At 71.9% G+C, this 21,881-nt stretch carries 19 protein-coding genes; 3 read left to right on the top strand and 16 right to left on the bottom strand.

Annotation, left to right across the window (positions count from 1 at the left end):
• Positions 1 to 4 precede the first annotated feature (4 nt).
• On the top strand, positions 5 to 1,522 hold the full coding sequence (locus E4A48_RS08600) for an aspartate aminotransferase family protein (protein WP_142742228.1): 1,518 nt from the start codon (positions 5 to 7) through the stop codon (positions 1,520 to 1,522).
• A gap of 61 nt (positions 1,523 to 1,583) precedes the next feature.
• Here the strand turns inward: E4A48_RS08600 and E4A48_RS08595 are convergent, their stop codons facing one another.
• Together E4A48_RS08595 and E4A48_RS08590 are read right to left on the bottom strand one after the other, a co-directional pair.
• Positions 1,584 to 2,819, bottom strand: a complete 1,236-nt coding sequence (locus E4A48_RS08595; RefSeq protein WP_142742227.1) for a beta-ketoacyl-[acyl-carrier-protein] synthase family protein — start codon at positions 2,817 to 2,819, stop codon at positions 1,584 to 1,586.
• A gap of 6 nt (positions 2,820 to 2,825) precedes the next feature.
• On the bottom strand, positions 2,826 to 3,098 hold the full coding sequence (locus tag E4A48_RS08590) for an acyl carrier protein (protein ID WP_039004897.1): 273 nt from the start codon (positions 3,096 to 3,098) through the stop codon (positions 2,826 to 2,828).
• A 113-nt stretch (positions 3,099 to 3,211) separates the two neighbouring features.
• Between E4A48_RS08590 and E4A48_RS08585 the strand changes: the two genes are divergently transcribed.
• Together E4A48_RS08585 and E4A48_RS08580 are read left to right on the top strand one after the other, a co-directional pair.
• On the top strand, positions 3,212 to 4,282 hold the full coding sequence (locus E4A48_RS08585) for a peptidogalycan biosysnthesis protein (protein ID WP_039004898.1): 1,071 nt from the start codon (positions 3,212 to 3,214) through the stop codon (positions 4,280 to 4,282).
• A 1-nt stretch (position 4,283) separates the two neighbouring features.
• Positions 4,284 to 5,165 (top strand): arginase family protein, encoded by an 882-nt coding sequence (locus tag E4A48_RS08580; RefSeq protein ID WP_185910737.1) that lies wholly within the window; start codon positions 4,284 to 4,286, stop codon positions 5,163 to 5,165.
• A gap of 318 nt (positions 5,166 to 5,483) precedes the next feature.
• Here E4A48_RS08580 and E4A48_RS08575 read toward each other — a convergent pair whose 3' ends face one another.
• From E4A48_RS08575 to ptsP, 14 genes are all read right to left on the bottom strand, one after another.
• Positions 5,484 to 6,689, bottom strand: coding sequence for a DegT/DnrJ/EryC1/StrS family aminotransferase (locus tag E4A48_RS08575; RefSeq protein WP_142742226.1), 1,206 nt, complete (start codon positions 6,687 to 6,689; stop codon positions 5,484 to 5,486).
• Positions 6,679 to 7,077 (bottom strand): DMT family transporter, encoded by a 399-nt coding sequence (locus E4A48_RS08570; protein WP_142742225.1) that lies wholly within the window; start codon positions 7,075 to 7,077, stop codon positions 6,679 to 6,681. The genes E4A48_RS08575 and E4A48_RS08570 overlap by 11 nt, the downstream gene beginning before the upstream one ends.
• A complete protein-coding gene (locus E4A48_RS08565; protein ID WP_009593961.1) occupies positions 7,074 to 7,436 on the bottom strand; it encodes an EamA family transporter in 363 nt (120 codons plus the stop codon). Before E4A48_RS08565 ends, E4A48_RS08570 begins: the two co-directional genes overlap by 4 nt.
• The gene (locus E4A48_RS08560; protein ID WP_142742224.1) at positions 7,436 to 8,263 is read right to left on the bottom strand and encodes an alpha/beta hydrolase; all 828 of its coding nucleotides are present in this window, start codon (positions 8,261 to 8,263) and stop codon (positions 7,436 to 7,438) included. Before E4A48_RS08560 ends, E4A48_RS08565 begins: the two co-directional genes overlap by 1 nt.
• Before the next feature lie 67 nt (positions 8,264 to 8,330).
• Complete coding sequence (locus E4A48_RS08555) at positions 8,331 to 9,236, bottom strand: HlyD family secretion protein (protein WP_142742223.1); 906 nt, start codon at positions 9,234 to 9,236, stop codon at positions 8,331 to 8,333.
• Positions 9,233 to 10,000, bottom strand: coding sequence for an ABC transporter ATP-binding protein (locus E4A48_RS08550; protein WP_039004904.1), 768 nt, complete (start codon positions 9,998 to 10,000; stop codon positions 9,233 to 9,235). Before E4A48_RS08550 ends, E4A48_RS08555 begins: the two co-directional genes overlap by 4 nt.
• Entirely contained in the window at positions 9,997 to 11,130 is a 1,134-nt protein-coding gene (locus tag E4A48_RS08545) for an ABC transporter permease (protein ID WP_142742222.1), read from the bottom strand. Before E4A48_RS08545 ends, E4A48_RS08550 begins: the two co-directional genes overlap by 4 nt.
• Positions 11,130 to 12,566, bottom strand: a complete 1,437-nt coding sequence (locus tag E4A48_RS08540) for a TolC family protein (protein WP_260608097.1) — start codon at positions 12,564 to 12,566, stop codon at positions 11,130 to 11,132. The genes E4A48_RS08545 and E4A48_RS08540 overlap by 1 nt, the downstream gene beginning before the upstream one ends.
• Positions 12,563 to 13,981 (bottom strand): sensor histidine kinase, encoded by a 1,419-nt coding sequence (locus E4A48_RS08535; RefSeq protein WP_142742221.1) that lies wholly within the window; start codon positions 13,979 to 13,981, stop codon positions 12,563 to 12,565. Before E4A48_RS08535 ends, E4A48_RS08540 begins: the two co-directional genes overlap by 4 nt.
• Positions 13,982 to 13,989: 8 nt before the next feature.
• Positions 13,990 to 14,691 (bottom strand): response regulator, encoded by a 702-nt coding sequence (locus E4A48_RS08530; protein ID WP_142742220.1) that lies wholly within the window; start codon positions 14,689 to 14,691, stop codon positions 13,990 to 13,992.
• A 514-nt stretch (positions 14,692 to 15,205) separates the two neighbouring features.
• Positions 15,206 to 16,477: a carbohydrate porin gene (locus E4A48_RS08525; RefSeq protein ID WP_142742219.1), complete on the bottom strand. Its 1,272-nt coding sequence runs from the start codon at positions 16,475 to 16,477 to the stop codon at positions 15,206 to 15,208.
• Positions 16,478 to 16,569: 92 nt separating this feature from the next.
• Positions 16,570 to 18,297, bottom strand: coding sequence for a PTS fructose transporter subunit IIC (locus E4A48_RS08520; protein ID WP_068830484.1), 1,728 nt, complete (start codon positions 18,295 to 18,297; stop codon positions 16,570 to 16,572).
• Positions 18,298 to 18,391: 94 nt separating this feature from the next.
• The gene (locus E4A48_RS08515) at positions 18,392 to 19,345 is read right to left on the bottom strand and encodes a 1-phosphofructokinase family hexose kinase (protein WP_142742218.1); all 954 of its coding nucleotides are present in this window, start codon (positions 19,343 to 19,345) and stop codon (positions 18,392 to 18,394) included.
• The gene (gene ptsP / locus E4A48_RS08510; protein WP_185910736.1) at positions 19,342 to 21,852 is read right to left on the bottom strand and encodes a phosphoenolpyruvate--protein phosphotransferase; all 2,511 of its coding nucleotides are present in this window, start codon (positions 21,850 to 21,852) and stop codon (positions 19,342 to 19,344) included. Before ptsP ends, E4A48_RS08515 begins: the two co-directional genes overlap by 4 nt.
• Positions 21,853 to 21,881: the final 29 nt, after the last annotated feature.

Genomic DNA, 21,881 nt, shown 5'->3' with positions numbered 1-21,881 from the left:
CCCCATGAATCGGAATGTTCCGCTCCCCACCGCGCTTGCGCCGCTCCACGGCGATCTCGACACGCTCGATCTGGCCGCGCACGACGGCCTGCAGCCGGCCTCGCCCGATCCGGACGCGCTGCTGCGCACCGGCCCGGCCTACCACGCCGCGCTCGGCGATGCGCAGATGCTGGCCGACGAGGCCGAGTACTGTTCGTTCGGCGACACCGTGCACTACAGCGAACCGCCGCGGATCTTCGCGCACTGCGACGGCAGCTATCTGTACGACACCGAGGAGGTGCCGTACCTGGACCTGCAGATGTGGTATTCGGCGGTCAACTTCGGCTATGCCAATGCGCGCCTGAACGGCGCGCTCAAGCGGCAGATCGACAGCCTGCCGCAGGTGGCCAGCCAGTACCTGCACCCGACCAAGATCGAACTGGCCAAGACCATCGCCCAGGACGCGCAGCGCAAGTGGGGCCGCAAGGGCCGCGTGCATTTCAACGTCGGCGGCGCGCAGGCGGTGGAGGATTCGCTGAAGCTGGTGCGCAACGCCACTGGCGGCAAGAGCCTGATGTTCGCCTTCGAGGGCGGCTACCACGGCCGTACCCTGGGCGCCTCGGCGATCACCTCCTCGTACCGCTACCGGCGCCGCTTCGGCCATTTCGACCGCGCCCAGTTCATCGAATTCCCGTACCACTTCCGCGGCCCCAAGGGCATTTCCAAGGAAGAGTACGGCGAGCAGTGCGTGGCCAAGTTCGAGCGCCTGTTCGAGACCGAGTACAACGGCGTGTGGGACCCCAAGGCCGGGCAGTGCGAGTACGCCGCGTTCTACGTCGAGCCGATCCAGGGCACCGGCGGTTACGTGATCCCGCCGCCGAACTTCTTCACCGGCCTGAAGCGGGTGCTGGACAAGTACGGCATCCTGCTGGTGGTGGACGAGATCCAGATGGGCTTCTTCCGCACCGGCAAGCTGTGGGCGATCGAGCATTTCGGGGTGACCCCGGACGTGCTGGTGTTCGGCAAGGCGCTGACCAACGGCCTCAACCCGCTGGCCGGCGTCTGGGCGCGCGAGGAACTGATCAACCCGACCGTGTTCCCGCCGGGGTCGACCCATTCCACCTTCGCCTCCAATCCGCTCGGCACCGCGGTGGGCCTGGAGACGATGCGCATGCTGGCCGAGACCGATTACGAGACGATGGTGATGGAAAAGGGCGCGCACTTCCTCGACGGCCTGCGCGATCTGCAGACGCGCCATCCGGAAATCGGCGACGTCGACGGCCTGGGCCTGGCGCTACGCGCGGAGATCTGCCAGGCGGACGGCTTCACCCCGAACCGCAAGCTGCTCGACACGATGGTGGACATGGGCCTGGAAGGCGAGCTGCGCCACAACGGCAAGCGCATCGGCCTGGTGCTGGACGTGGGCGGTTACTACAAGAACGTGATCACCCTGGCGCCGTCGCTGCACATCAGCCACGACGAGATCGATCTGGGCCTGTCGCTGCTGGACCAGTTGCTGACCCGCGCCAAGCGGGTGGCATGAGATGGCGGGAGACAGCGCGTTGGCGCCGCGTTGCCTCCCGTCCGCCGCCGCAGCTTGCGCCTCAGCGCGCCTCGCGCAAGGCGAGCACCGCGTTGAGGCCGCCGAAGGCGAAGGAATTGCTGAGCACCGCGCGCACCTGTTGCGCGCGGGCCTGGTTGGGCACGTAATCCAGGTCGCAGTCCGGATCGGGATCGAGGAAGTTGGCGGTCGGCGGTACCCGCTGCTCGCGCAGCGCGCCGATCGCCGCGACCAGTTCCAGCGCGCCGGCGGCGCCCAGCGCATGCCCATGCACCGCCTTGGTCGAACTCACCGCCAGCGCATCGGCGTGGCGGCCGAACACCTGGCGGATCGCCTGCGTCTCGCCGCGGTCGTTGGCCAGGGTGCCGGTGCCGTGGGCGTTGATGTAGTCGATCTGCTGCGGCTGCAGTCCTGCGTCCTGCAGGGCCAGGCGCATCGCCGCGGCGGCGCCGTCGGCGCTGGGCGCGACGATGTCGTGCGCATCGGCGCCCAGGCCGAAGCCGGCCAGTTCGGCCAGCGCTACCGCACCGCGCGCGGCCGCGTGCGCGGCGCTTTCCAGTACGAAGATGCCGGCGCCTTCGCCCAGCACCAGGCCGCTGCGCTGCGCGCAGAACGGCCGGCAGGTGTCGTCGCTGACCACCCGCATCGCTTCCCAGGCGCGGATCAGCGGCAGGCTCAGGCAGGCTTCGCTGCCGCCGCTGATGGCCACGTCGGCCAGGCCGTGACGGATCAGCAGCGCAGCTTGCGCCAGCGCGTGGTTGGCCGAGGCGCAGGCGCTGGAGACGGCGAAGGCCGGGCCGCGCAGGCCGAAGGCGATGCTGATCTGGCTGACCGGGGCGTTGTTCATGCTGCGCACGATGGTCAGCGGATGCAGGCGCTCGGCCTGCTCGCGGTACAGCCGCCGCGATTGTTCGTCCCGGCTCACTTCGGCGCCGACGCCGGTGCCGATCACCACCGCCGCGCGTGCGGCGGCCGCGCCATCGAGCGCCAGCCCGGACTGGGCCACCGCCTCGCAGGCCGCGACCAGCGCCATCTGCGTCATGCGATCCAGCTGGCCCGGCGCGATGCCTCCCAGCTGCGCCGCCTGCGGCGCGAAGCCGGGCATGCTGGCGGCCAGGCGCATCTTCAGCGTGGCCTGCGGATCGGGCGTGGCCAGCGCGGCGATGCCGCTACGGCCCTCGCACATGCCGCGCCACAGGGCATCGGCACCCAGACCGAGCGCGCTGACCGCGCCCATCCCGGTGACGACGACGCGGTGTCCCTGCGCCGAGCGGTCCATGCCGGCTCAGTGCGCCGGTGCCGGCGCGGCGGCGGCCTTGGCGTCCAGCGCTTGCTGCACCGCCTCGGCCAGCTTGCCCAGCGAACCGTCGTCCAGGTTCGGATCGCGCTGCGGGAAGGTGATGTCGAAGTGCTCCTCGATGTCGAACAGGATTTCGATCGCCTCGAGCGAATCCACGCCCAGGTCCTGAAGTTTGGTGTCCGCACTCAGGCCGGCGGGATCGATCTCGCCATGCCTGGCGACGATGCTGTGGATCTGTGTCTCGATAGACGGGGTCATGGCAGTCCTCCGCGAAATGAAAGGCCACCGCGCGGCGGGTGCCGCCGGTGGAAGGCATGCCGCGGCCCACGGCTGCGGCGTCCATCCTCCACGCTAGCCGGTCAATCTTGCAGATGCCTTTCGTAAGCCAACTCGAACCGCGGGCGCTGCAGCAGCAGTTCCTCGCCCATCCCCCGCAGGATTTCCAGGCGCGGACCCTGGAGCATGGCGTGCCGGCGTTCGACGCCGTGTTCGACCTGCTCACCACCGCCGACCCGGCACTGCGCGCGCGCGTGGCCGGCTGGCCGCTGCAGCGGCTGTGGCGGCGCTGGCTGCGGCTGCGCACCAGCTTCGTCGGCAGTACCGTCAGCGAATACGCCTGGCTGCCGCGCGCGGCCGACCCGGCGCAGTTGCCCGGCCAGTGGCGGGCGCAACTGGGGCGCGAGCGCCCGCTGCTGATCGTCAAGGACATCCCGCAGCACTCGCCGCTGCTCGATGCTACCGACAACGCCTGGGCGCACGTGTTCCTGCAAGCGTGCGAGCGCAGCGGCTACGTGCTGCTGCGCGGGCAGGCGCTGGCCTGGGTGCCGATCGATTTCGCTTCCACCGACGAGTACCTGGCGCGCCTGTCGCGCGGCCGCCGCCGCAACATCCGCCGCAAGCTGCGCTCGCGTGGCGATCTGCAGATCGAGGCGCTGCCGACCGGCGCCGCCTTCGCCGACCCGGCGCTGCGTGCGCACTGCTATGCGCTGTACCTGCAGGTCTATGCGCAGAGCGAGGTGCATTTCGATCTGCTGAGCGAAGCGTTCTTCGACGCGCTGCTGACCGATACGGACGCCGGCGGGCTGGTGTTCACCTATCGCCACCAGGGCCGGCTGATCGGCTGGAACTTGTGCTACGTGTACGAAGGGCGGCTGCTGGACAAGTACATCGGCCTGCACTATCCGCAGGCGCGCGAGCACAACCTGTACGCACTGAGCTGGATGCACAACCTGGACTACGCCTGCCGCCATGGCCTGCGTGCCTATGTCGCCGGCTGGACCGATCCGGAAGTGAAGGCGCAACTCGGCGCCAGCTTCACCTACACCTGGCATGCGGTGTACCTGCGCAATCCGCTGCTGCGCATCGCGCTGCGGCGGCTGCGGCCGCTGTTCGAAGCCGACGACGTCGGCCTTGCCGACACCGATGCCGACCTGGCGCAATGAGATGAGCGCACCGGTACTGCTCGATCTGGATGACTCGCTCGGCGCAGTGCCGGGCGCGTTGCGCCTGCCGCTGCAGGAATGGCACGACGGGCTGCGCTTCGCCTGTTCGCTGCGCCGGCTGCGGCGTTTCGGCGCCGCGCTCGACGGCGTGCTGCCGGCACGGCACGGGACCGTGCTGCTGGGCAGCGGCGATTTCCATCACCTGAGCCTGCCGCTGATCGTGCGCCAGGCGCAGCGCGTGCAGGCACCGCTGCGGGTGGTGGTGTTCGACAACCACCCGGACAACATGCGTTTTCCGTTCGCCGTGCATTGCGGTTCGTGGGTATGGCGGGTGGCGGCGCTACCGCAGGTGGCGCGGGTGGAAGTGGTCGGCATCACCTCGGGCGATGTCGGTGCCGCGCATGCCTGGGAAAACCATCTGCGGCCGCTGTACCGCGGCAAGCTGCGCTACTGGTGCAGCGGCGTGGACGTGGGCTGGGCGCGACGCCTGGGCCTGGGCCGCGCGGTGTGCGGCTTCGGCTCGAGCATGGAGATGATCGACGCCTTCCTGCAGCACCTGCGCAGCACGCCGATGCCGACCTACCTGTCGCTGGACAAGGACGTGCTGGATCCGCAGGACGCGCGCACCAACTGGGACCAGGGCGAACTGCGGGTGCCGCACCTGCTCACCGCCATCGCCTACCTGCACGGGCAATTGCTCGGCAGCGATATCACCGGCGAGGTGTCGGAAGCCCGGTATCCGCAGTGGTGGAAGCGGCGCCTGGCGGCACTGGACGCGCAGCCGCCACCGTCGCCGCAGTCGCTGGCGGCGTGGCAGGCGCAGCAGCACGAGGTGAATCTGCGATTGTTGCAGGCGTTGGCCGAGGCTGGGCTGCCGCGGTAGTGCAATTTCAGCGCGATCTTTGCAGTCAGTAGGAGGTTGTGGGAGCGACTTCAGTCGCGACGGGCGTTACCGATGAAGCCTGTGGGACTGCCGGCTCTAGACGGGTAGGGAACCACTGCGCCAGGCATTGTCACCCGCCAATAGCGTTCGCCAGCGTGGGTTTCCTTCCACTATGTGCAGGTGGAAACTTGAAGCAGCGACGTCGCTGGCTGCATATCTGCCGGTAAGTCTCGTCGCGACTGAAGTCGCTCCCACAACGCTAACGGTGGCCGCGAATACGTGAGCCGAAACGCGCGCGCCAATAGCGCGGTTGCTGTGTCAACCCGCACGCTCCGCACATACCTGCTGCAACACCGCCACGATCGCCTCGAATCCATCCTCGTCCAGCCACGGGCTGTTGCTGATGCTCATGCAGCGCGCGGCGAAGTCGCGCGCGTTGGGCATCGGTGCGGGATCGACGATGCCGTGCAGGTAGGCGTAGTCGGGCAGGGCGTGCACGAACAGCAGGCCGACGCCGAGGCCGCGCGGCCAGAGCTGCGCCAGCGCGCGTTCGCGCGTGGCCGCGTCCGGCAGCAGCACCAGCAGTGCCGGCCAGCTGCCCTGCGCGCCGGCGCTGTCGGCGACGACCCGCAGCCCGGCGATCGCGGCCAGGCGGGCGCTGCGGCACCGGCCCTGTGCGCGCGCCTGCGCCAGGAACCCCGGCCAGCGTGCGCTGGCGCGTACGCCGACGGCTTCGCGCCAGGCGCCGACCGCGTGCTGCGGGATCGCCGTGTCGAAGTGGTCGCCGACCGCGGCCACACGATCGCCACGGCGCAGCGCGCGGCGCAGCGGGGCGCCGTAGGCCCAGCGCAATGCGCGCGGCCGGTACAGCGCGGCGTAGCCGAGCAATTGCAGGCTGCGCTGCAGTTCCCGGCGCCAGTCGGGCTGGGCCAGGCGCGCGGCCATCGCGGCCAGGCTGCGCCGCAACGGCGCATGCGGTGACATCAGCAGGCCGCCTTCGTACAGGGTCGGGCCTTTGCCCACCGCCAGGCTGCAGACGCCGATGTCGCCGCCCAGGCCGGCCGGGCGGCCGTCGGCGTGCACGCCGCCCAGCGCCTGCGCGGCGTCTTCGATCAGCACCGCGCCGCAGGCCGCGGCGGCATGGCGCAGCGGTTCCAGGTCGGTCAGGCGTCCGCCCAGATGGGTGGCGACGATCGCCAGGGTGTCGCTGCCGCAGCGCTGCGCCAGGTGCGCAGGGTCGGGTTCGATCGCATCGGGCAGCAGATCGCACAGCACCAGTTGCAGGCCGCAATGGGTTACCGCCAGCGCCACCAGCGGGCAGGTGTAGGCGGCCACCAGCACCTGTCGGCGGCGGCTGCCGGCGGCCAGGGTGCGCAGCGCGATGACCAGCGCGGCGGTGCCCGAGCAGGTTAGTAGCGCGTCGGGAAAGCCTAGTTGCGCGGCCAGCCTCTGCTGCGTGCGCGCCGGCCACAGGTCGCGCCAGTGCAGCGGCAGGCCGGCGGTGGGCGGAACCTCAGTGCGCATCGGCCAGCGTGGCGCGCTCGCCAAGCGCTAGGCAGACGATGCCGGCCACGATCAGCGCCGCGCCGAGCGCCTGCAGCACGCCGATCGGTTCGCCGAACCACCACGCCGACAGCAGCAGTATGCTGACGATCTCCAGGTGCGAGGCGGCGAAAGCCGGCCCGATCGGCGCGTGTTCGAGCAGCTTCATCCAGGTGAAGAACGCGCCGACATAGCCCAGCAGCGCGGCGTACAGCCAGGGGCTGGCGAGCAGGCGCAGCACCCAGGCCCACTCGGCCTGCGGCGGGAACGCGTGCGCGCCGCCCAGCTTGAAACCGAACTGGGCCAGGGTGTCGAAGCCCAGCAGCAAGGCGAAGCCGAGCGCGTAGCGTTGCAGCGAAGGGCGGGTCATGTGCCGAGCCCGACCACGGCCACGCCGGCGCTGACCAGGCAGATTCCGGCCACCTGCATGCGTCCCAGCCGCTCGCCGAACAGCCAGCGCCCGGCGAGCATGATCGCCACGATGTTGATCGAGCCGAGCAGCACGCCGCGGCCCAGCGGCACCAGCGACAGGAATGCGGTCCAGGCCAGGAATTCGAACGCGTAGCAGGCCATGCCCAGCCACAGCCACGGTTGCCGCGCCATGCGCCGCCAGCGTGCCGCGCCGCTCGCCAGCGGGTCGCTGGCGACGTGCTTGAAGGCCAGCTGGCCGACCGTGTCCAGCGCCACCGTCGCCAGCCACACGCCGACCACGGGCGCCTGCAGCGCCATCAGGCGGCCTGGCGCGGCGCTGCGGCCTGCGCGGCGAAGAACTGCGCCAGGCGCGCGCCGAGCACGCGGCGTTCGCGGTCCAGGGTGATCATGTGATAGCTGTCGTGCAGCAGCAGCAATTCCACCGGTCCGGACACGTTGGCCACCACCAGCTGCGCGTTGCGCAGGTGCGCGATGTCGTCCTCGGCCGCATGTGCGACCAGGCACGGCGCGGTCACCTTGGCCAGGTTGCGGCGCACCCGCCGCGACAGCAGGTGCATCTCGGCCAGCGCGTGCCAGGGATTGCCGGGCAGGCCGGCGGCGCTGCTGTCGCCGCCGAGCATCGCGCCGCTGATCTGCGCGCGGATGCGCTCGTCGCGCAGGCCGTACGGCGGTTCTTCCAGGAACATGCGGCGGCGGCCGATGCCCAGGCGCTTGAACCACGGCAGCAGGAACGCCAGCCGCGCGCGGCGCGGGATGTTCCAGCCGTCGTAGCGGAAGGTGGCGCCGAGCACGCCGACGCCATCGATCCACTCCGGCCGCTCCTCGGCCAGTTGCAGCGCCAGCAGCGCGCCCATCGACAGGCCGGCCACGAACAGCTTGTCCACCTGCGGGCGCATCTGCGCCGCGGCCTGCTCGACGCTGGCGCTCCAGTCGCGCCAGCCGGTGGCGAGCAGGTCGTCCTCGTTGCCGCAATGTCCGGCCAATTGCACGCCGTGCACGCTGAAGCCCTCGCGGTTAAGCGACTTGCCGAGCAGGCGCATCTCGCTGGGGGTGCCGGTCAGACCGTGGATCAGCAGCACGCCGTGGCGGCCGCCCTGGAAGTGGAATTCGGCGGATTGGATCATGGCGGTACGGCGTTGGCAGCGGAAGAACGCGCGCAGCGTGGCGGACAGGCGTTTCAGCAGCCTTTCGTCAACGTTGCGCCGCGGCCGGGTTGCGCAAGCGCACCAGTACACGCTGGCCCAGGCGCAGCGCCGACGGTTGCCGGAACGCCAGCACGCAGGCCACGCTGCGGTCGTTGCCGGCGCTCGCGCCATCGGCGTCGTCGTGCAGCTGCGCCGGGCCGAACGCCGGCGCCAGCCAGCGCACCACGGCGTTGCCCAACGCGGTCTGGCGGCCGTCGTCGCTGATCACCTCGGCCTGCATGCCCGGGCTCACCGCGGCGGCGTAGCTTTCGTTCAATTCGGCGCGGACCAGGCGCGGCGCGTCCGGCAGCAGGGTCAGCAGCGGCGTGGCGCCACCGTCGCTGCGCGCGCCGACCGCGGCGGCCAGTTGCAGCACGCGGCCGTCGGCGGGCGCGTACAGGCGGTACTGGTCGCGCTGCAGTTGCGCCTGGTGCACCTGCTCGGTGGCCAGCGCGGCGTCGCTGCGCGCGGCCTGCAGTGCGTCGGCCAGGGTCTGGCTGGCGTCGCCGGCATCGTCGGCGCTCTGGCCGTCGCCGGCGCCGATCCGCGCCGCTTCGGCCAGCCGCCGTTGGCGCTGCTGCGCATGTGCCAGCCGCTGCTGCAACTGGCGCACGTGCGCGCTCGCGGCCTGCGCGCGGGTCTGCGCGATGTCCAGGTCCAGCGCCGCGGCGCGGTCGTCGGCTTCGATCAGCAGCGCGCCGCGTCGTACCGCGTCGCCTTCGTGCACCGCCACCCGTTGCAGGGTCGCGGCGACCGGCAGGCTCAACCGCAGCAGCCCGCCTTCCACGTCGATGCGGCCGCGCGCCACCGCCAGGTAGGCCGGCGCCGCATTGGTCGCGGGCGCGGCCTGCGGCGGTTGCGCGCAGGCGACCAGCAGCAGGCCCAGCAGGGGGGCAGCGAGCAATGCTCTCATGGTGCGGACATCCGGGGCGAAGTGGGGGGCGAGGGCGGCGGCACCAGGCGGCGGTCGTCGAGGATGCGGCCGTCCTCCATCGACAGCACGCGGTCGGCATGGCGGATCAGCCGCGGGTCGTGGCTGACGCACAGCACCATGGTGTTGTGGCTGCGGGCGATGCGGTGTAGCAGGTCGATCACGATCTGGCCGTTGCCGGCATCCAGCGCGCTGGTCGGTTCGTCGGCGAATAGCAGCGCCGGGTGCTTGGCCAGCGCGCGCGCGATCGCCACGCGCTGTTTCTCGCCACCGGACAGCTCGGCCGGACGCAGCTGCTGGCGGTGGGCGATGCCGACCTCGGCCAGCGCCGCTTCGGCGCGCGCGCGCACCTCGGCCGCGGCCAGGCCCATGTACTGCAGCGGCAGCCGCACCTGGTCCAGCGCGCTCAGCGCCGGGAACAGGTTGAAGCCCTGGAAGATGAAGCCGGTATGGCGCAGGCGGAAGCGTTCCAGCGCGCTCGCGTCGAGCGCGCCAAGGTTCTCGCCCAGCGCCTGCACCTGGCCGCTGTCGGCGCGCTGCAGGCCGCTGAGGATCGACAGCAGGGTGCTCTTGCCGCAGCCCGAGGGGCCGGAGATCAGGGTCAGTTCGCCGGGCCACACCTGCAGCGTCACCTCGCGCAGCACGTCGGTGCGCAGCTTGCCGGAGACGAAGCTCTTGCACAGGCCGCTGCCGTGCAGCGTGGCGGCGTCGGGCGACAGCGCGGCGGGAACGGCGGCCCGGTTCATCGCAGCAACAGCGCCGGATCGGCGCGGCGCAGGCCGCGCAGCGCAGCCAGCGCCGAAAGCAGGGTCAGCAGCATCACCGCGACCACGCACGCCGCCCAGCCGTTGCCATCGAAGGCCACCGGCACATCGTGCGCACGCGCCAGCGCCACCAGCGCGGCGCCGAGCGCGCTGGCACCGAGCAGGCCAAGCGCGCCGACCCAGGCCGCCTGTTCCAGCACCACGCAGCGCAGCGCGCGCATGCTCACGCCCAGCGCGTTGAGCGTGGCGTACTCGCGCGCGGCGCCGAGCACCGTGGCCAGCAGGGTCTGGCTGGTGATCGCCACGCCGACCAGCAGCACGATGCCGCCGAGGAACAGCACGCCGGCGCCGGCGCCGGTGTCGAACATCCAGAACAGGATGCTGCGGCGGGCGAACTCGGCCGCACTCCAGGCCTTGATGCGCGCCGGCGCGGCGGCGCCGGCGAGGCCGCGCGCCACCACCGCGGCATCGGTGCCGGGCCGCAGCCGCGCGACCATGTAGGTCGGCCAGTCCGGGTGCACGGCATCGGTGTTCAAGGCGCGCGCGGTTTCCAGCGAGGCGAGTACGTTGACCCCGCCCAGTGCGCGCAGGCCGCGACCGACCCCGATCACCCGCACCCTGTGGCCGTTGATGCGCGCGCTGCGGCCGATGCCGACGCCGAGCTTGTCCAGTTCGGCACGGTCCACCACCACCGTGTCCGGTTCGCGCAGCGCCGCGCGCAGGGCGGGATTCAACAGCCGCGCGAACATCAGCCCGTCGCTGCGGGTGTCGATGCCGGAGACGTAGATCGACACCGCGCCGGTGTCGTCGGGGCCGCGCCAGTCGCCGTCGAACCACACGAACGGCTCGACCTGCAGCACCCGCGGGTCCAGGTACAGTGCGGTGGCGGCATCGGGATCGATCGGGCGGCCCTGGTCCACGCTCTGCGTACCTGGATAACCCAGCCAAAGGTCGGCATCGGAGCCGGACACGTAGACGCTGGCGCTGCCGAAGATGCCCAGCACCAGCGCGGTCTGCAGCAGCAGTAACAGGCTGGCGAAGCCAACCGAGACCACCACCGGCAGGAAGCGGCGCCATTCGTGGCGCAGGGTCTGGCGGGCCAGCGCGACCATCAGGGCGCCGCGCCTGCCGCGCCGGCCTCGGTGGCGGCGGCCTGAGTGTCCGCGCTGCCCAGCGCGGTCTGCAGCGCGATGTAGTCGAGGTCGCGCTGGCGCTGCGCCTCGAGCAGTTCCAGCGCGGCCTGGTCGCGCGCGGCCTGCTGGGTGGCGACGTCCAGATCGCTGCCCAGGCCCAGCTTGCGCCGCGCCTGCGCCGCGTCGGCGGCCTGCTGCAACGCCTGCAGCGCCTGCTGCTGCACCAGCGCGCGCTGGCGTTGTTGCTCCAGCGCGGTCAGCGCGTTCTGCACTTCGGCCACCGCTTCCAGCACGCAGTGGCGGTAGGCCAGCGTCGCCGCCTGCAGCAGGTCGCCGCGGGCCTGCGCCTGGGCCTGGCGCAGGCCCCAGTCGAACAGCGGGATGTCGATCAGCGGCCCCAGCGAGGCGATCTCGTGCGGGGTGGCGGTGCGGCGGTGCGAGAGCAGGTGGGTGGACCAGTGGATGGCGCCGCCCAGGCCGATGCTGGGGTAGCGGTCGGCGCGGGCGATGCCCAGTTCGCCGGCTGCGCTGAGCACTTCGGCCTCGCGTGCGGCGATGTCCGGACGGCGCCGCAGCAGGTCGGCGGGTACCGCGTCGAGTGCGCCGATCTGCAGGCCCGACGCTGCTGCGCGCGGAGCGGCGGCGGCCGCAACGGTGGCGCTCCACGCCGGGTCCGGCGCGCTGCGCGCCAGCAGCACCGCCAGCCGTTGCGCGGCGGCGGCGCTGGCGGTGCGCGGTTCGCCCAGCGCGGCCTGCGCCTGCAACTGCGCGGCCTGCGCCTGGGCGGCGGCCGCCGGCGGCGCCAGGCGCAGAGCGACCAGCGCCGTGCTCAGCGTCGCCTGCCGTTGGCGCGCGTCGGCGATACGTTGCAGCAACTGTTCGGCCTGTTGCGCGTGGCGCAGTTCGATCCAGTTGCGCGCCACGTCGGCGACGGTGGCGGTGCGGACTTGTTCCAGGTTGGCCTGTGCGGCCTGCAGATCGCCACGGCCCAGGCGGCGGGCGGCTTCGCCGCGCCCGAACAGCGGCAGTTCCCATTCCGCGTCGAAGCCGGCGACCAGGAACGAGGCGCTGGCGTCGGGATCGATCGGCTCTTCGGTGCGCGCGTGCAGCTGCGGTTTCAAATCGGCCGTGGCGACGCGGTCCATGCGCCGCGCCGCGCGCAGCCTGGCCAGCGCCTGCGTCACGTCGAGGTCGTCGCGCAGCGCCTGCGCGACCAGGGCGTCGAGTTGCGGATCGTGGAAGTCCTGCCACCAGGCGCTGCCTGCCGGCCGCGGGATGGCGGCGGCTGGCAGCGCGCTCCACTGTGGTGGCAGCGGTTGCGTCAGCTCGGGCAGCGGGGTACTGACGCAGCCGGCCAGCGCTGCGGCGCTCAGCACGGCAAGGCCGGCCAGCCTGGATGCGCGGCGCCGGCTCACGCGGTGGGTGCCGCGCTGGCCGGTAGCTCCAGCTCCACGCGCAGGCCGCCCAGCGCCGAGCGCCGATAGCGCAGCGGCGCGTGGTGGCGTGCGGCGATGCTGGCGACGATGGCCAGGCCCAGTCCGGTGCCGCATTCGGGCGCATCCGGGGTGCGGAAGAAGCGTTCGCCCAGGCGCGGCAGCAAGGTCTCGTCCACGCCCGCGCCGGCATCGTCGAGCGCCAGCTGCAGATGCCGCGGCTGCCGGCGCAGGCTGACCGTGACCATGCTGCCGGCGGCGTGCTTGAAGGCGTTGTCGAGCAGGTTGTCGAGCAGCTCGCGCAGCGACCAGGCGTCGGCGGCGACCCAGGCCGGCCCGCCGTCGGCGCTGTCGTCGTCGTAGCCCAGGTCGACCCCGGCCTGCAGCGCGTCGGGAATGCGCTCGGCCAGCGCCTGCGGCAGCCACACGGCCAGGTCCAGCGGCAGTAGCGGGCGGATGTTCTCGCGCGGCGCCTGCGCGCGGGTCAGCGCCAGCAATTGGGTGGAACTGCGGATCGCGCGGTCGGTCAGCTGGCGGATGTGCTGCAGCGCCTGCGCGGTGTCCTGCGGGCGGGTGCTGGCCTGGGCGCGCTGCACGTGCATGCTCAGCCCGGCCAGCGGCGTGCGCAGCTGGTGCGCGGCGTCGGCGACGAAGCGCTCCTGCAGCGCCATCAGCTGCTTGAGCCGGCCGAGCAGGCCGTCGATGGCCTGGGTCAGCGGCAGCACTTCGATCGGGATGTCGGGGCCGGACACCGGGCTGAGGTCGCGCTGGCTGTCGTCGAGCCGGCGCACCGCCGGTTGCAGCAGGCGCAGGCCCACGCGCACGCCATGCCAGACCAGCGCCAGTAGCGAGCAGGTCAGCAGCAGTTCGGTCGGCAACATCAGCATCAGGATCTCGCGCGCCCGCCGGTGGCGATCGTTCAGGGTCTCTGCCACTGAGATCGTCAGCCGGTCGTTGGCCTCCCATGCCGAGGGCACGATCAAGCTGGCCACGCGCACCGGGGTGCCGTCGGCCATGCGTTCGTCGCGCAGCGCCACCCGGCCGAGCGTGGCCGGGGCAGTGTGCGCCGGGATCGGCTGCGCGCTGTTGCTGATCACGCCGTGGTCGCGGCTGCGCACTTCGAAGAACACTCGGCCGTCGCTGCTGTATTCGAGCAGGCGCCGCGCCTGCAGCGGCAGCGGCAGGCTGGCGCCGGCGTCGTTGACCGCCTTGGCCAGGCCCAGCGTGTCTTCCTTCAGGTCCATGTCGTGGACATGGTTGGAGTACTTGAGCATCAGCAGATAGAACAGCGCCGAGACCACCAGCATCAGCAGCAGGGTCGGGATCAGCAGGAACGCCAACAGGCGCCGGCGCAGGCTGGGATGGGCGGGGGCTGCGCCCGCCGTCTCGGCTGCCATGGCCGCGCTCACGACGCCTGCGGGTCGTGGGCGGCGTCGGCGGTGCGGGATTCTTCCAGCAGGTAGCCCAGGCCGCGGATGGTGCGGATGCCGACCCCGGAGCCGTGCAGCTTGCGGCGCAGGCGGTGCATGGAGATATCCAGGCCGTTGTCGGTGATCTCGTGCTGCCAGTCGCACAGCGCGTCGGTGAGCTGGCCGCGGCTGACCACGCGCCCGCTGCGCATCAGCAGCGTTTCCAGCAGCGCGAATTCGCGCGCGGTCAGTTCCAGCGGTTCGTCGTGCAGCCACACCCGGCGCCCGGCCAGGTTGATCCGCAACTGGCCCAGGGCCAGCTCGGGAATGCCGCCGCTGCTGCGCCGGCGCAGCAGGGCGCGGGTGCGGGCCAGGAACTCGGACAGCTCGAACGGCTTGATCAGGTAGTCGTCGGCGCCCTGGTCGAGGGCGCGGATGCGGTCTTCCACGCCGTCGCGCGCGGTCACCACCAGCACCGCGACCTCGTCGCGGCGTTCGCGCACGCGTTGCAGCACCTGCAGGCCGTCGCGCCGCGGCAGGCCCAGGTCCAGCACCAGCAGGTGATAGGACTCGGCGCTGAGCGCGCGCTCGGCGGCGGCGCCATCGTTGACGTGGTCCACCACGTGCCCGCACTCGGCGAGCGAGTCGCGCAACGCAACGGCAATGGACGTATCGTCTTCGGCAACCAGGATGCGCATGGCGCGAGATGCTTGCAACGCGGATGTTGGAAAACCGTCGTAATCGGCGGTGGCGAGGCCGCTACGATGGGATCCGTTTATGTCGCGGCGGTGACCGGTGCGCGGCAAGCGTGCCGCGGACGCGCCGGACAGGTGCGGCGGCGGGCACGCCGGGTCGCCGCGATTCGTGTCGGAAAAGTCCTACAGCCGGGCGCGGAGTCGGCCGATCGCCAGCGTCTGTGTCGGCGCGCATCATTTCCCTGTCGGCAACGTCATCGCTCCCGCGCCAGGGATGCGCGCTTGCACGGAATCGAACGGATCTCGATTCGCCGGCCGCCTGTTTCGTTCCCGCATGCGCCGATGGACTGGCGCAGTTGCATGCGAACGGAGTGACACGGACCGAACGCACGACGCCCCGGCATGCCGGGGCGTCGTGCGTTCGGGCACAGGTTGCTTTGCCGCGCCTGCGCACAATACGGGTCTGCGCAGGCTGGCGTCGGCGTCAGCCGCGTCCGACGAATCTCGAATCCCGGCCCTACAACGCCCAATCCACGCGCACGCCGGCGACCAACGCATTCGGCAGATCGCGGGTGCGCGACGGTTCGTTGAACTGGTCCGGGTGCACGATGTAGTGCAGGTTCGGCGCGATGCGCAGCTGCGGGGTGACCTGGATGCCGTAGCTCAGTTCCATCATGTATTGCGAACTGTGCGGGGTGCCGCTGCCGCCGGCCGCGGCGCGCGCCAGGCGCAGGTCCTCCAGCGCCTTGCCGCTGTAGCGCTGCTGGGTGACGACGAAGGCGATGTTGTCCTGCTCGCGGCTGGCGAAGGTGCCGCGCTGGACCAGGCCCAGCTCCAGGAAGTGGTCCTCGATCAGCTGCCCGGAGGTGCCCTTGAGCACCGAGCCGAACAGCACCATCCCGCGCGCGCTGTCGGCGTCGGGGCGGGTGACCTGCTGCTCGAAGCGGATGAACGCGCCGGAGCGGCCGTTGCGCGGGGCGTAGTCCAGGCCGCTGAGTCGCGCCGGGGTGCCGTTGCGGTCGGTCAGCGGGTCCTTGTAGTCGGAGTTGTCCTGCCAGCCGCCCACTTCGTACATGGCCGGGAAGCGCACGCTGGCCGCGTCGGTCTTGTAGCCGACCGCGTACGGCACGATCACCCCGGTGCTGTCGCGGGTGCTCCAGTTCAGGCCGTGCTGGCCGTCTTCGGCCTGGGTCGGGTTGACCTCGTAGGCGCCGACGTGCGCGTACACGGTCGGGGTCAGCCAGGCTTTGGCGTGCGCGGCCCAGCTGGACACCGGCCAGTAGGTGAAGTTGCTGGTGCGGAACACGAAGGTCGGGTTGCCGCAGGACGAGTTGCCCTGGAAGTAACCGCACAGGGCCGAACCGAGGAAATCGACGTTGGCCTCGCTGCGTCCGGCCTCCAGTTCCAGGCGGTCGTCGAACAGCTTCTGCTGCAGGGTGAAGGTGGTCAGGCGCGTGCCCTGGCCGCCATAGATTTCCTGCACCGAGGTGCTGTTGCCGATGTCGCTGTTGGCCAGGTTGGTGCCGTGGCGGTTGATCGCGTAGACCTTCAGCGTGGCGCCGTTCCAGCCCATCAGCCGCTGCAGGTCGACGTCGGTGCCGAGCATCAGCTGGCCGGCGTAGGCGCTGCCCTGTTCCTTGCCGCCGTCCAGCGAGACCGCGGCTTCGCCGGTGTAGGCGAGCTTGAGCTTGAACGCGTCGCTGGCGTCCTGGGCATGGGCCAGCGGGGCGAGGGCGAGGGCCAGGGCGGTGAGCGACAGGCGCCGGGTGAGGGGCAGTGGGAGGGACATGGCAGAGACTCCTGGGGTGGGATGGAGGCCGGCGCGTCGCCGGGGGCGACGGGAGAGGGGGCATCGCCCCCGGCGGCGCGCCGGCGCAGGACTTATTCGGCGACCGGCTTCTTCAACACGCGCAGCGCCAGCGCGGTCAGCACGGTGCCGGCGAGCAGGGCAATCAGGTACATGCCCAGATGGGTCACCGCGTTGGGGATCGGCAGCACGAACACGCCGCCGTGCGGCACCTTCAGTTCGGCGCCGGTGGCCATCGAGATCGCGCCGGCCAGCGCCGACCCCAGCATCAGTGCCGGGATGGTGCGCAGCGGGTCGCGCGCCGCGTACGGGATCGCGCCTTCGGTGACGAAGGCCAGGCCGAGCACGCCGGTGGCGGCGCTGGTGCCGCGCTCCTCGCGGGTGAAGCGGTTGCGGAACACCCAGGTGGCCAGTGCGATGCCCAGCGGTGGGGTCATGCCGGCGACCATCGCCGCGGCCATCGGCGTGTACACCTGGCTGGCGATCAGGCCGGTGGAGAACGCATAGGCAGCCTTGTTGACCGGCCCGCCCATGTCGAAGGCCATCATCGCGCCCAGCAGCAGGCCCAGCAGCACCGCGCTGCTGCCCTGCATGCCGCGCAGCCAGTCGGTGAGCCAGGCCAGCGCTTCGGCGACCGGCTGGCCGACCACGTACAGCATGGTCAGGCCGACCAGCAAGGTGCCCAGTACCGGCAGGATCAGCACCGGCTTGAGCCCTTCCAGGGTGCGCGGCAGCTTGATCGCGCGGTTCAGCGCGGCCACGCCGTAGCCGGCGATGAAGCCGGCGAAGATGCCGCCGATGAAGCCGGCGCCGAGGTTGGCCGCGACCATGCCGCCGATCATGCCGGGGGCGATGCCGGGGCGGTCGGCGATGGAGTAGGCGATGTAGCCGGCCAGGGCCGGCACCATCAGGGTGAAGCCGGCCTTGGCGCCGATCTGGAACAGCGACCAGGCCAGGGTGCCCTTGTGCGCGTCGTCGAAGGCGTAGATGCCGCCCAGCGCGAACGCCAGCGCGATCAGCAGGCCGCCGGCGGTGACGAACGGCAGCATGAACGACACGCCAGTCATCAGGTGCTTGTACGGGCCGGCAGACTTGCCGCGTTCGCTGCTCGCCGGCGTGGCGCCGTTGCCGCTGGCCACGTGCACGCCGGCTTCGGCCAGCGCCTTTCGGATCAGCGCGGGGCCGTCGTTGATCGCCGGTTTGGTGCCGCTCTTGAACAGGCGCTTGCCGCCGAAGCGCGACAGGTCCACTTCGCGGTCGGCGGCGATCAGCACCAGGTCGGCGTCGGCGATTTCGGCAGCGCTGAGCGTGTCCTGCGCGCCGACCGAGCCTTGGGTTTCGACCCGCATCTGGTAGCCCAGGGTCTTGGCCGCCTGCTGCAGGCCTTCGGCGGCCATGAAGGTGTGGGCGATGCCGGTGGGGCAGGACGTCACCGCGACGATGCGCTTGGTAGCATCCGTCTGTGTGGCAGCGCTGGCGGTGGTAGTCGGCGCGGCATCGGCCGCGGCCAGCAGCGGCGCGAGCGCGCCGGCGGCGTCGTCGAGCACCGCATCCAGGCTGGCGCGCAGCGGCGCGGCGCCGGCGAAGCGCGCCGCGTCGGCATCGCCGTCGCCGACCAGCAGCAGCGGATAGGCGCTGCCGGCCGCGGTTAGGTCCAGCGGCGCGATCACGCCCTGCGGCGTACGCACCTCGGCGTGCAGTACCGCGCCGTGTGCGCTGGCCGCATGGCGCAAGGCTTCGGCAGCAAGGACGGCTTCGGTGCTGCGCTCGCCGGCGATGATCACCACGAAGATAGGATTCATGCTTGCTCCCGATGGACGCAGGGGGACGCCGCGCGCGATGGCGGCGTGGAGTTCGAGGACATTCGCTTCGAAGGCATGGGGGGCGACGAGGCGTTCATTGCAGCGCCTCGATGCGCACCGCGGCGGCGATGCCGGCGACCCGCTCGCGCGGCAGCCGGCGTGCGGCGCCGCTGCCCAGCGTGGCCACGGCGAAGGCGGTGGCCTGGCGCGCGCAGGTCGCCAGATCGGCCTCGGCGAGCAGCGCGGCGACCAGGCCGGCGACCATCGCATCGCCGGCGCCGACGCTGCTGCCGCCGGCCAGCTGCGGCGGGTGCGCCAGCAGCGCCTGCTCGCCGCGCACGAACAGCGCGCCGTCGGTACCCAGCGACACCACCACCAGTTCGATGCCGCTGGCCAGCAGCGCGCGCGCGGCCGCCAGCACGTCGGCGCTGCCGTGCAGCGGCGCGCCGGCCCAGTCTTCCAGTTCGTGGCGATTGGGCTTGATCGCGAACGGCAGCTGCGCGCGCGGCGCGGCCAGCGCTTCGCGCAACGGCGCGCCGCTGGTGTCCAGCAGCACCCGCGCGCCGGCCGCGGCGGCCTGCGCCTGCAGCGTGCGCCAGCTGTCGGCGGCCAGGCCGGCCGGCAGGCTGCCGGTCAGCACCACCGGCAGGCCCGGGTGCAGCAACTCGGCCAGGTGCGCGCCGACCGCCTGCAGCTCGGCCGCGCCCAGCGGCAGGCCGGGCAGGTTGATGTCGGTGGTGGCGCCGCTGTCGGCGGCGACCAGCTTGAGGTTGGTGCGGGTGTCGCCGGGCACGCGCAGGCAGCGGTCGTGGATGCCGCGTGCGGCGAACAGGGTTTCGAACAGGTGCGCGTTGCCGGCGCCGAGCGCGCCGAGCGCGGCTGTGGCGATGCCGGCATCGGCCAGGCAGGCGGCGACGTTGATGCCCTTGCCGCCGGCGATCGCGTGCGCGCTGCTGGCGCGATGCACCTGGCCGGGCTGCAACCGGTCGATCGCCACGGTCAGGTCGATCGCCGGGTTCAGGCTGACGCTGACGGCCTGCACGCTCATGCGCCGGTTCCGTCCAGCGCGCGCACGTCGGCCGCGCTCTCGCAGTCCAGCGCCTGCAGCGCCAAGGCCTGCAGCGCGTCCAGGCGGCTGCCGCGCAGGCGCGCCTTCACCGCCGGCACGTCGTTGGGGGTCATCGACAGCTCGTGGACGCCCAGCCCGGCCAGCAGCGCCGCGCCGAACGCATCGCCGGCCAGGCCGCCGCACACGCCGACCCAGCGCCCGTGGCGCGCGGCGCCTTCGACCGTGGTGCGGATCAGGCGCAGCACCGCCGGGTGCAGGCTGTCGGCCTCGGCGGCCAGGTCCGGGTTCTGCCGGTCGATCGCCAGCGTGTACTGGGTCAGGTCGTTGGTGCCGATCGAGAAGAAGTCGGCATGCCGCGCCAGCGCGTCGGCCTGGATCGCCGCGGCCGGCACTTCGATCATGATGCCCAGCGGCACCTCCGGCGCGTCCAGCTCCGCGCGCAGGCGCTCGCACGCGGCGCGCAGCGCGACGATCTCCGCCGCCGAGGTGATCATCGGGAACATGATCGCCAGCTTGGCGCCGTCCTTGGCCGCGCGGTACAGCGCGCGCAGCTGCGGTTGCAGCAGGTCGGCGCGGCGCAGCAGCAGGCGTGCGCCGCGCACGCCGAGGAACGGGTTGTCCTCGCGCGGCAGGTTCAGGTGCGCGACCTGCTTGTCGCCGCCGATGTCCAGCGCGCGCACGATCAGCGAACGGCCGTCCAGCGCCTTGGCCATCGCCATGTAAGTGGCGTACTGCTCGTCCTCGCTGGGCGTGCTGCCGCGCTCCAGGAACAGGAATTCGGTGCGCATCAGGCCCACGCTCTCGGCGCCTTGCGCCAGCGCCATCGGTACCTGCTCGGGCAGGTTGACGTTGGCGCCGATCTCGATGCGGTGGCCGTCCTGGGTCTGTGCCGGCTGGTTGCGCTGCTCGGCCTCGCGCTCACGCAGCTGGCGTTGTTCTTCGATGTAGGCGCGGGCCGAGGCCAGGTCGGCCTCCGACGGCGCCAGGTACAGGCGGCCGCTGTTGCCGTCGACGATGACGGTGGCGCCGTCGTCCAGGTCGAGCAGGTCGGCGCCGCCGGCGACTAGCGCCGGCAGGCCCAGGGTGCGCGACAGGATCGCGGTATGCGAAGTCGGCCCGCCCAGCGCGGTGGCCAGGCCGAGCACGCGGCTTGTGTCCAGGTGCGCGGTGTCCGACGGCGACAGGTCGCTGGCGAGCAGGATGCAGGGACTATCGGGCAGGTGCTCCAGGCTACCGCTGGCCAGGCTCGGATCGATCTGGGTCAGCACCCGGCGGCCGACGTCGCGCAGGTCGCTGGCGCGTCCGGCCAGCACTGCATTACCCAGCGCCGACAGCTTGTTGGCCATGCGCTCGACCGACTGCTGCCAGGACCAAGCCACGCCGTGGCCTTCGACCATCAGCTGGCAGGCCAGGGTGATCAGGTCGGTATCGTTCAGCAGTTCGGCCTGGGCGCGGAAGATCGCCGCGTCGCCGGCGCCGAGCCGGCGCCGGGTGTCGTCCTCGATCGCCTGCAGTTGCTGGCGGGTGCGCAGCAGTGCGTCGTGCAGGAGGGCGCCGCCGTCGCTGAGCGGCACCGCCGCGTCCGGCACCGGGCCGTCGTTGCCGGCCAGCTTGTGCACCACGCCGATCGCCAGACCCGGGCTGGCGCCGATGCCGACGATGGCCGGCTGCGCCTGCGGCGGAGTCCAGCCGGTGACCGGAGCGGCACGGCGCTGCGCCGCGGCCTGCGCATCGGCTTTCTCTTGCGCGGTGAGGCCGTCGATGACGCTGCGCAGCCGCGCCAGCGCGGCGGCGGCGTCCTGGCCTTCGGCCGAGATGGTCACCGTGTCGCCGGCATGCAGGCCCAACTGCAGCAGCGACACCAGGTTCTTGGCGTCGCCGGTCTGCTCGCCGGCGCGTACCTGGATCCGGGCGGCGAAGCCGCGCGCGGTTTCCACCCAGCGCGTGGCCGGGCGCGCATGCAGGCCGGTGGGGTAGGCGACGGTCCACTCGAAGCGCTCGCCGAAGTCGGCGACCGGCTTCCCGCTTGCCGCAGCGACCGCATCCTGGCTCAGCGCGTCGACGATCGCCTGCGGATCGTCGCTGGCGAACAGCGCGTCCAGCCGCGGCTGGTCCTGGATCAGCCGGGTCAGGCGCCGCAGCAGGGTGATGTGGGTATCGGACTGCGCGGCGATGGCGACCACCAGATGGGTGGTCTGGCCGGGATTCCACTCCACGCCGTCGCGGATCTGCAGCACCGCGATGCCGTCGCGCTGGACCAGATGGCGATCCTCGCCGGTGCAGTGTGGGATCGCCACGCCGTGGCCGAGGAAGGTGTTGGCCAGCGCCTCGCGGCGCAGCATGCTGGCCGCGTAGGCCGGCGGCACGCAGCCGGCAGCGACCAGCAGCTGCGCGGCCTGAGCGATGGCGTCGGCCTTGTCGCGGACCTGGACGTTGACGCGGACCAGTTCGCTGGCGACCAATACCGGGAGATTCGTCTGGGTCACGCGGGGGGCATCCTTCGAAGATCTGGGGC

It is taken from the genome of Xanthomonas translucens pv. cerealis, assembly GCF_006838285.1.
GTDB lineage: Bacteria > Pseudomonadota > Gammaproteobacteria > Xanthomonadales > Xanthomonadaceae > Xanthomonas_A > Xanthomonas_A cerealis.
The sequence above is the reverse complement of the archived record's forward strand: the minus strand, read 5'-3'. Positions and strand labels throughout refer to the sequence as shown.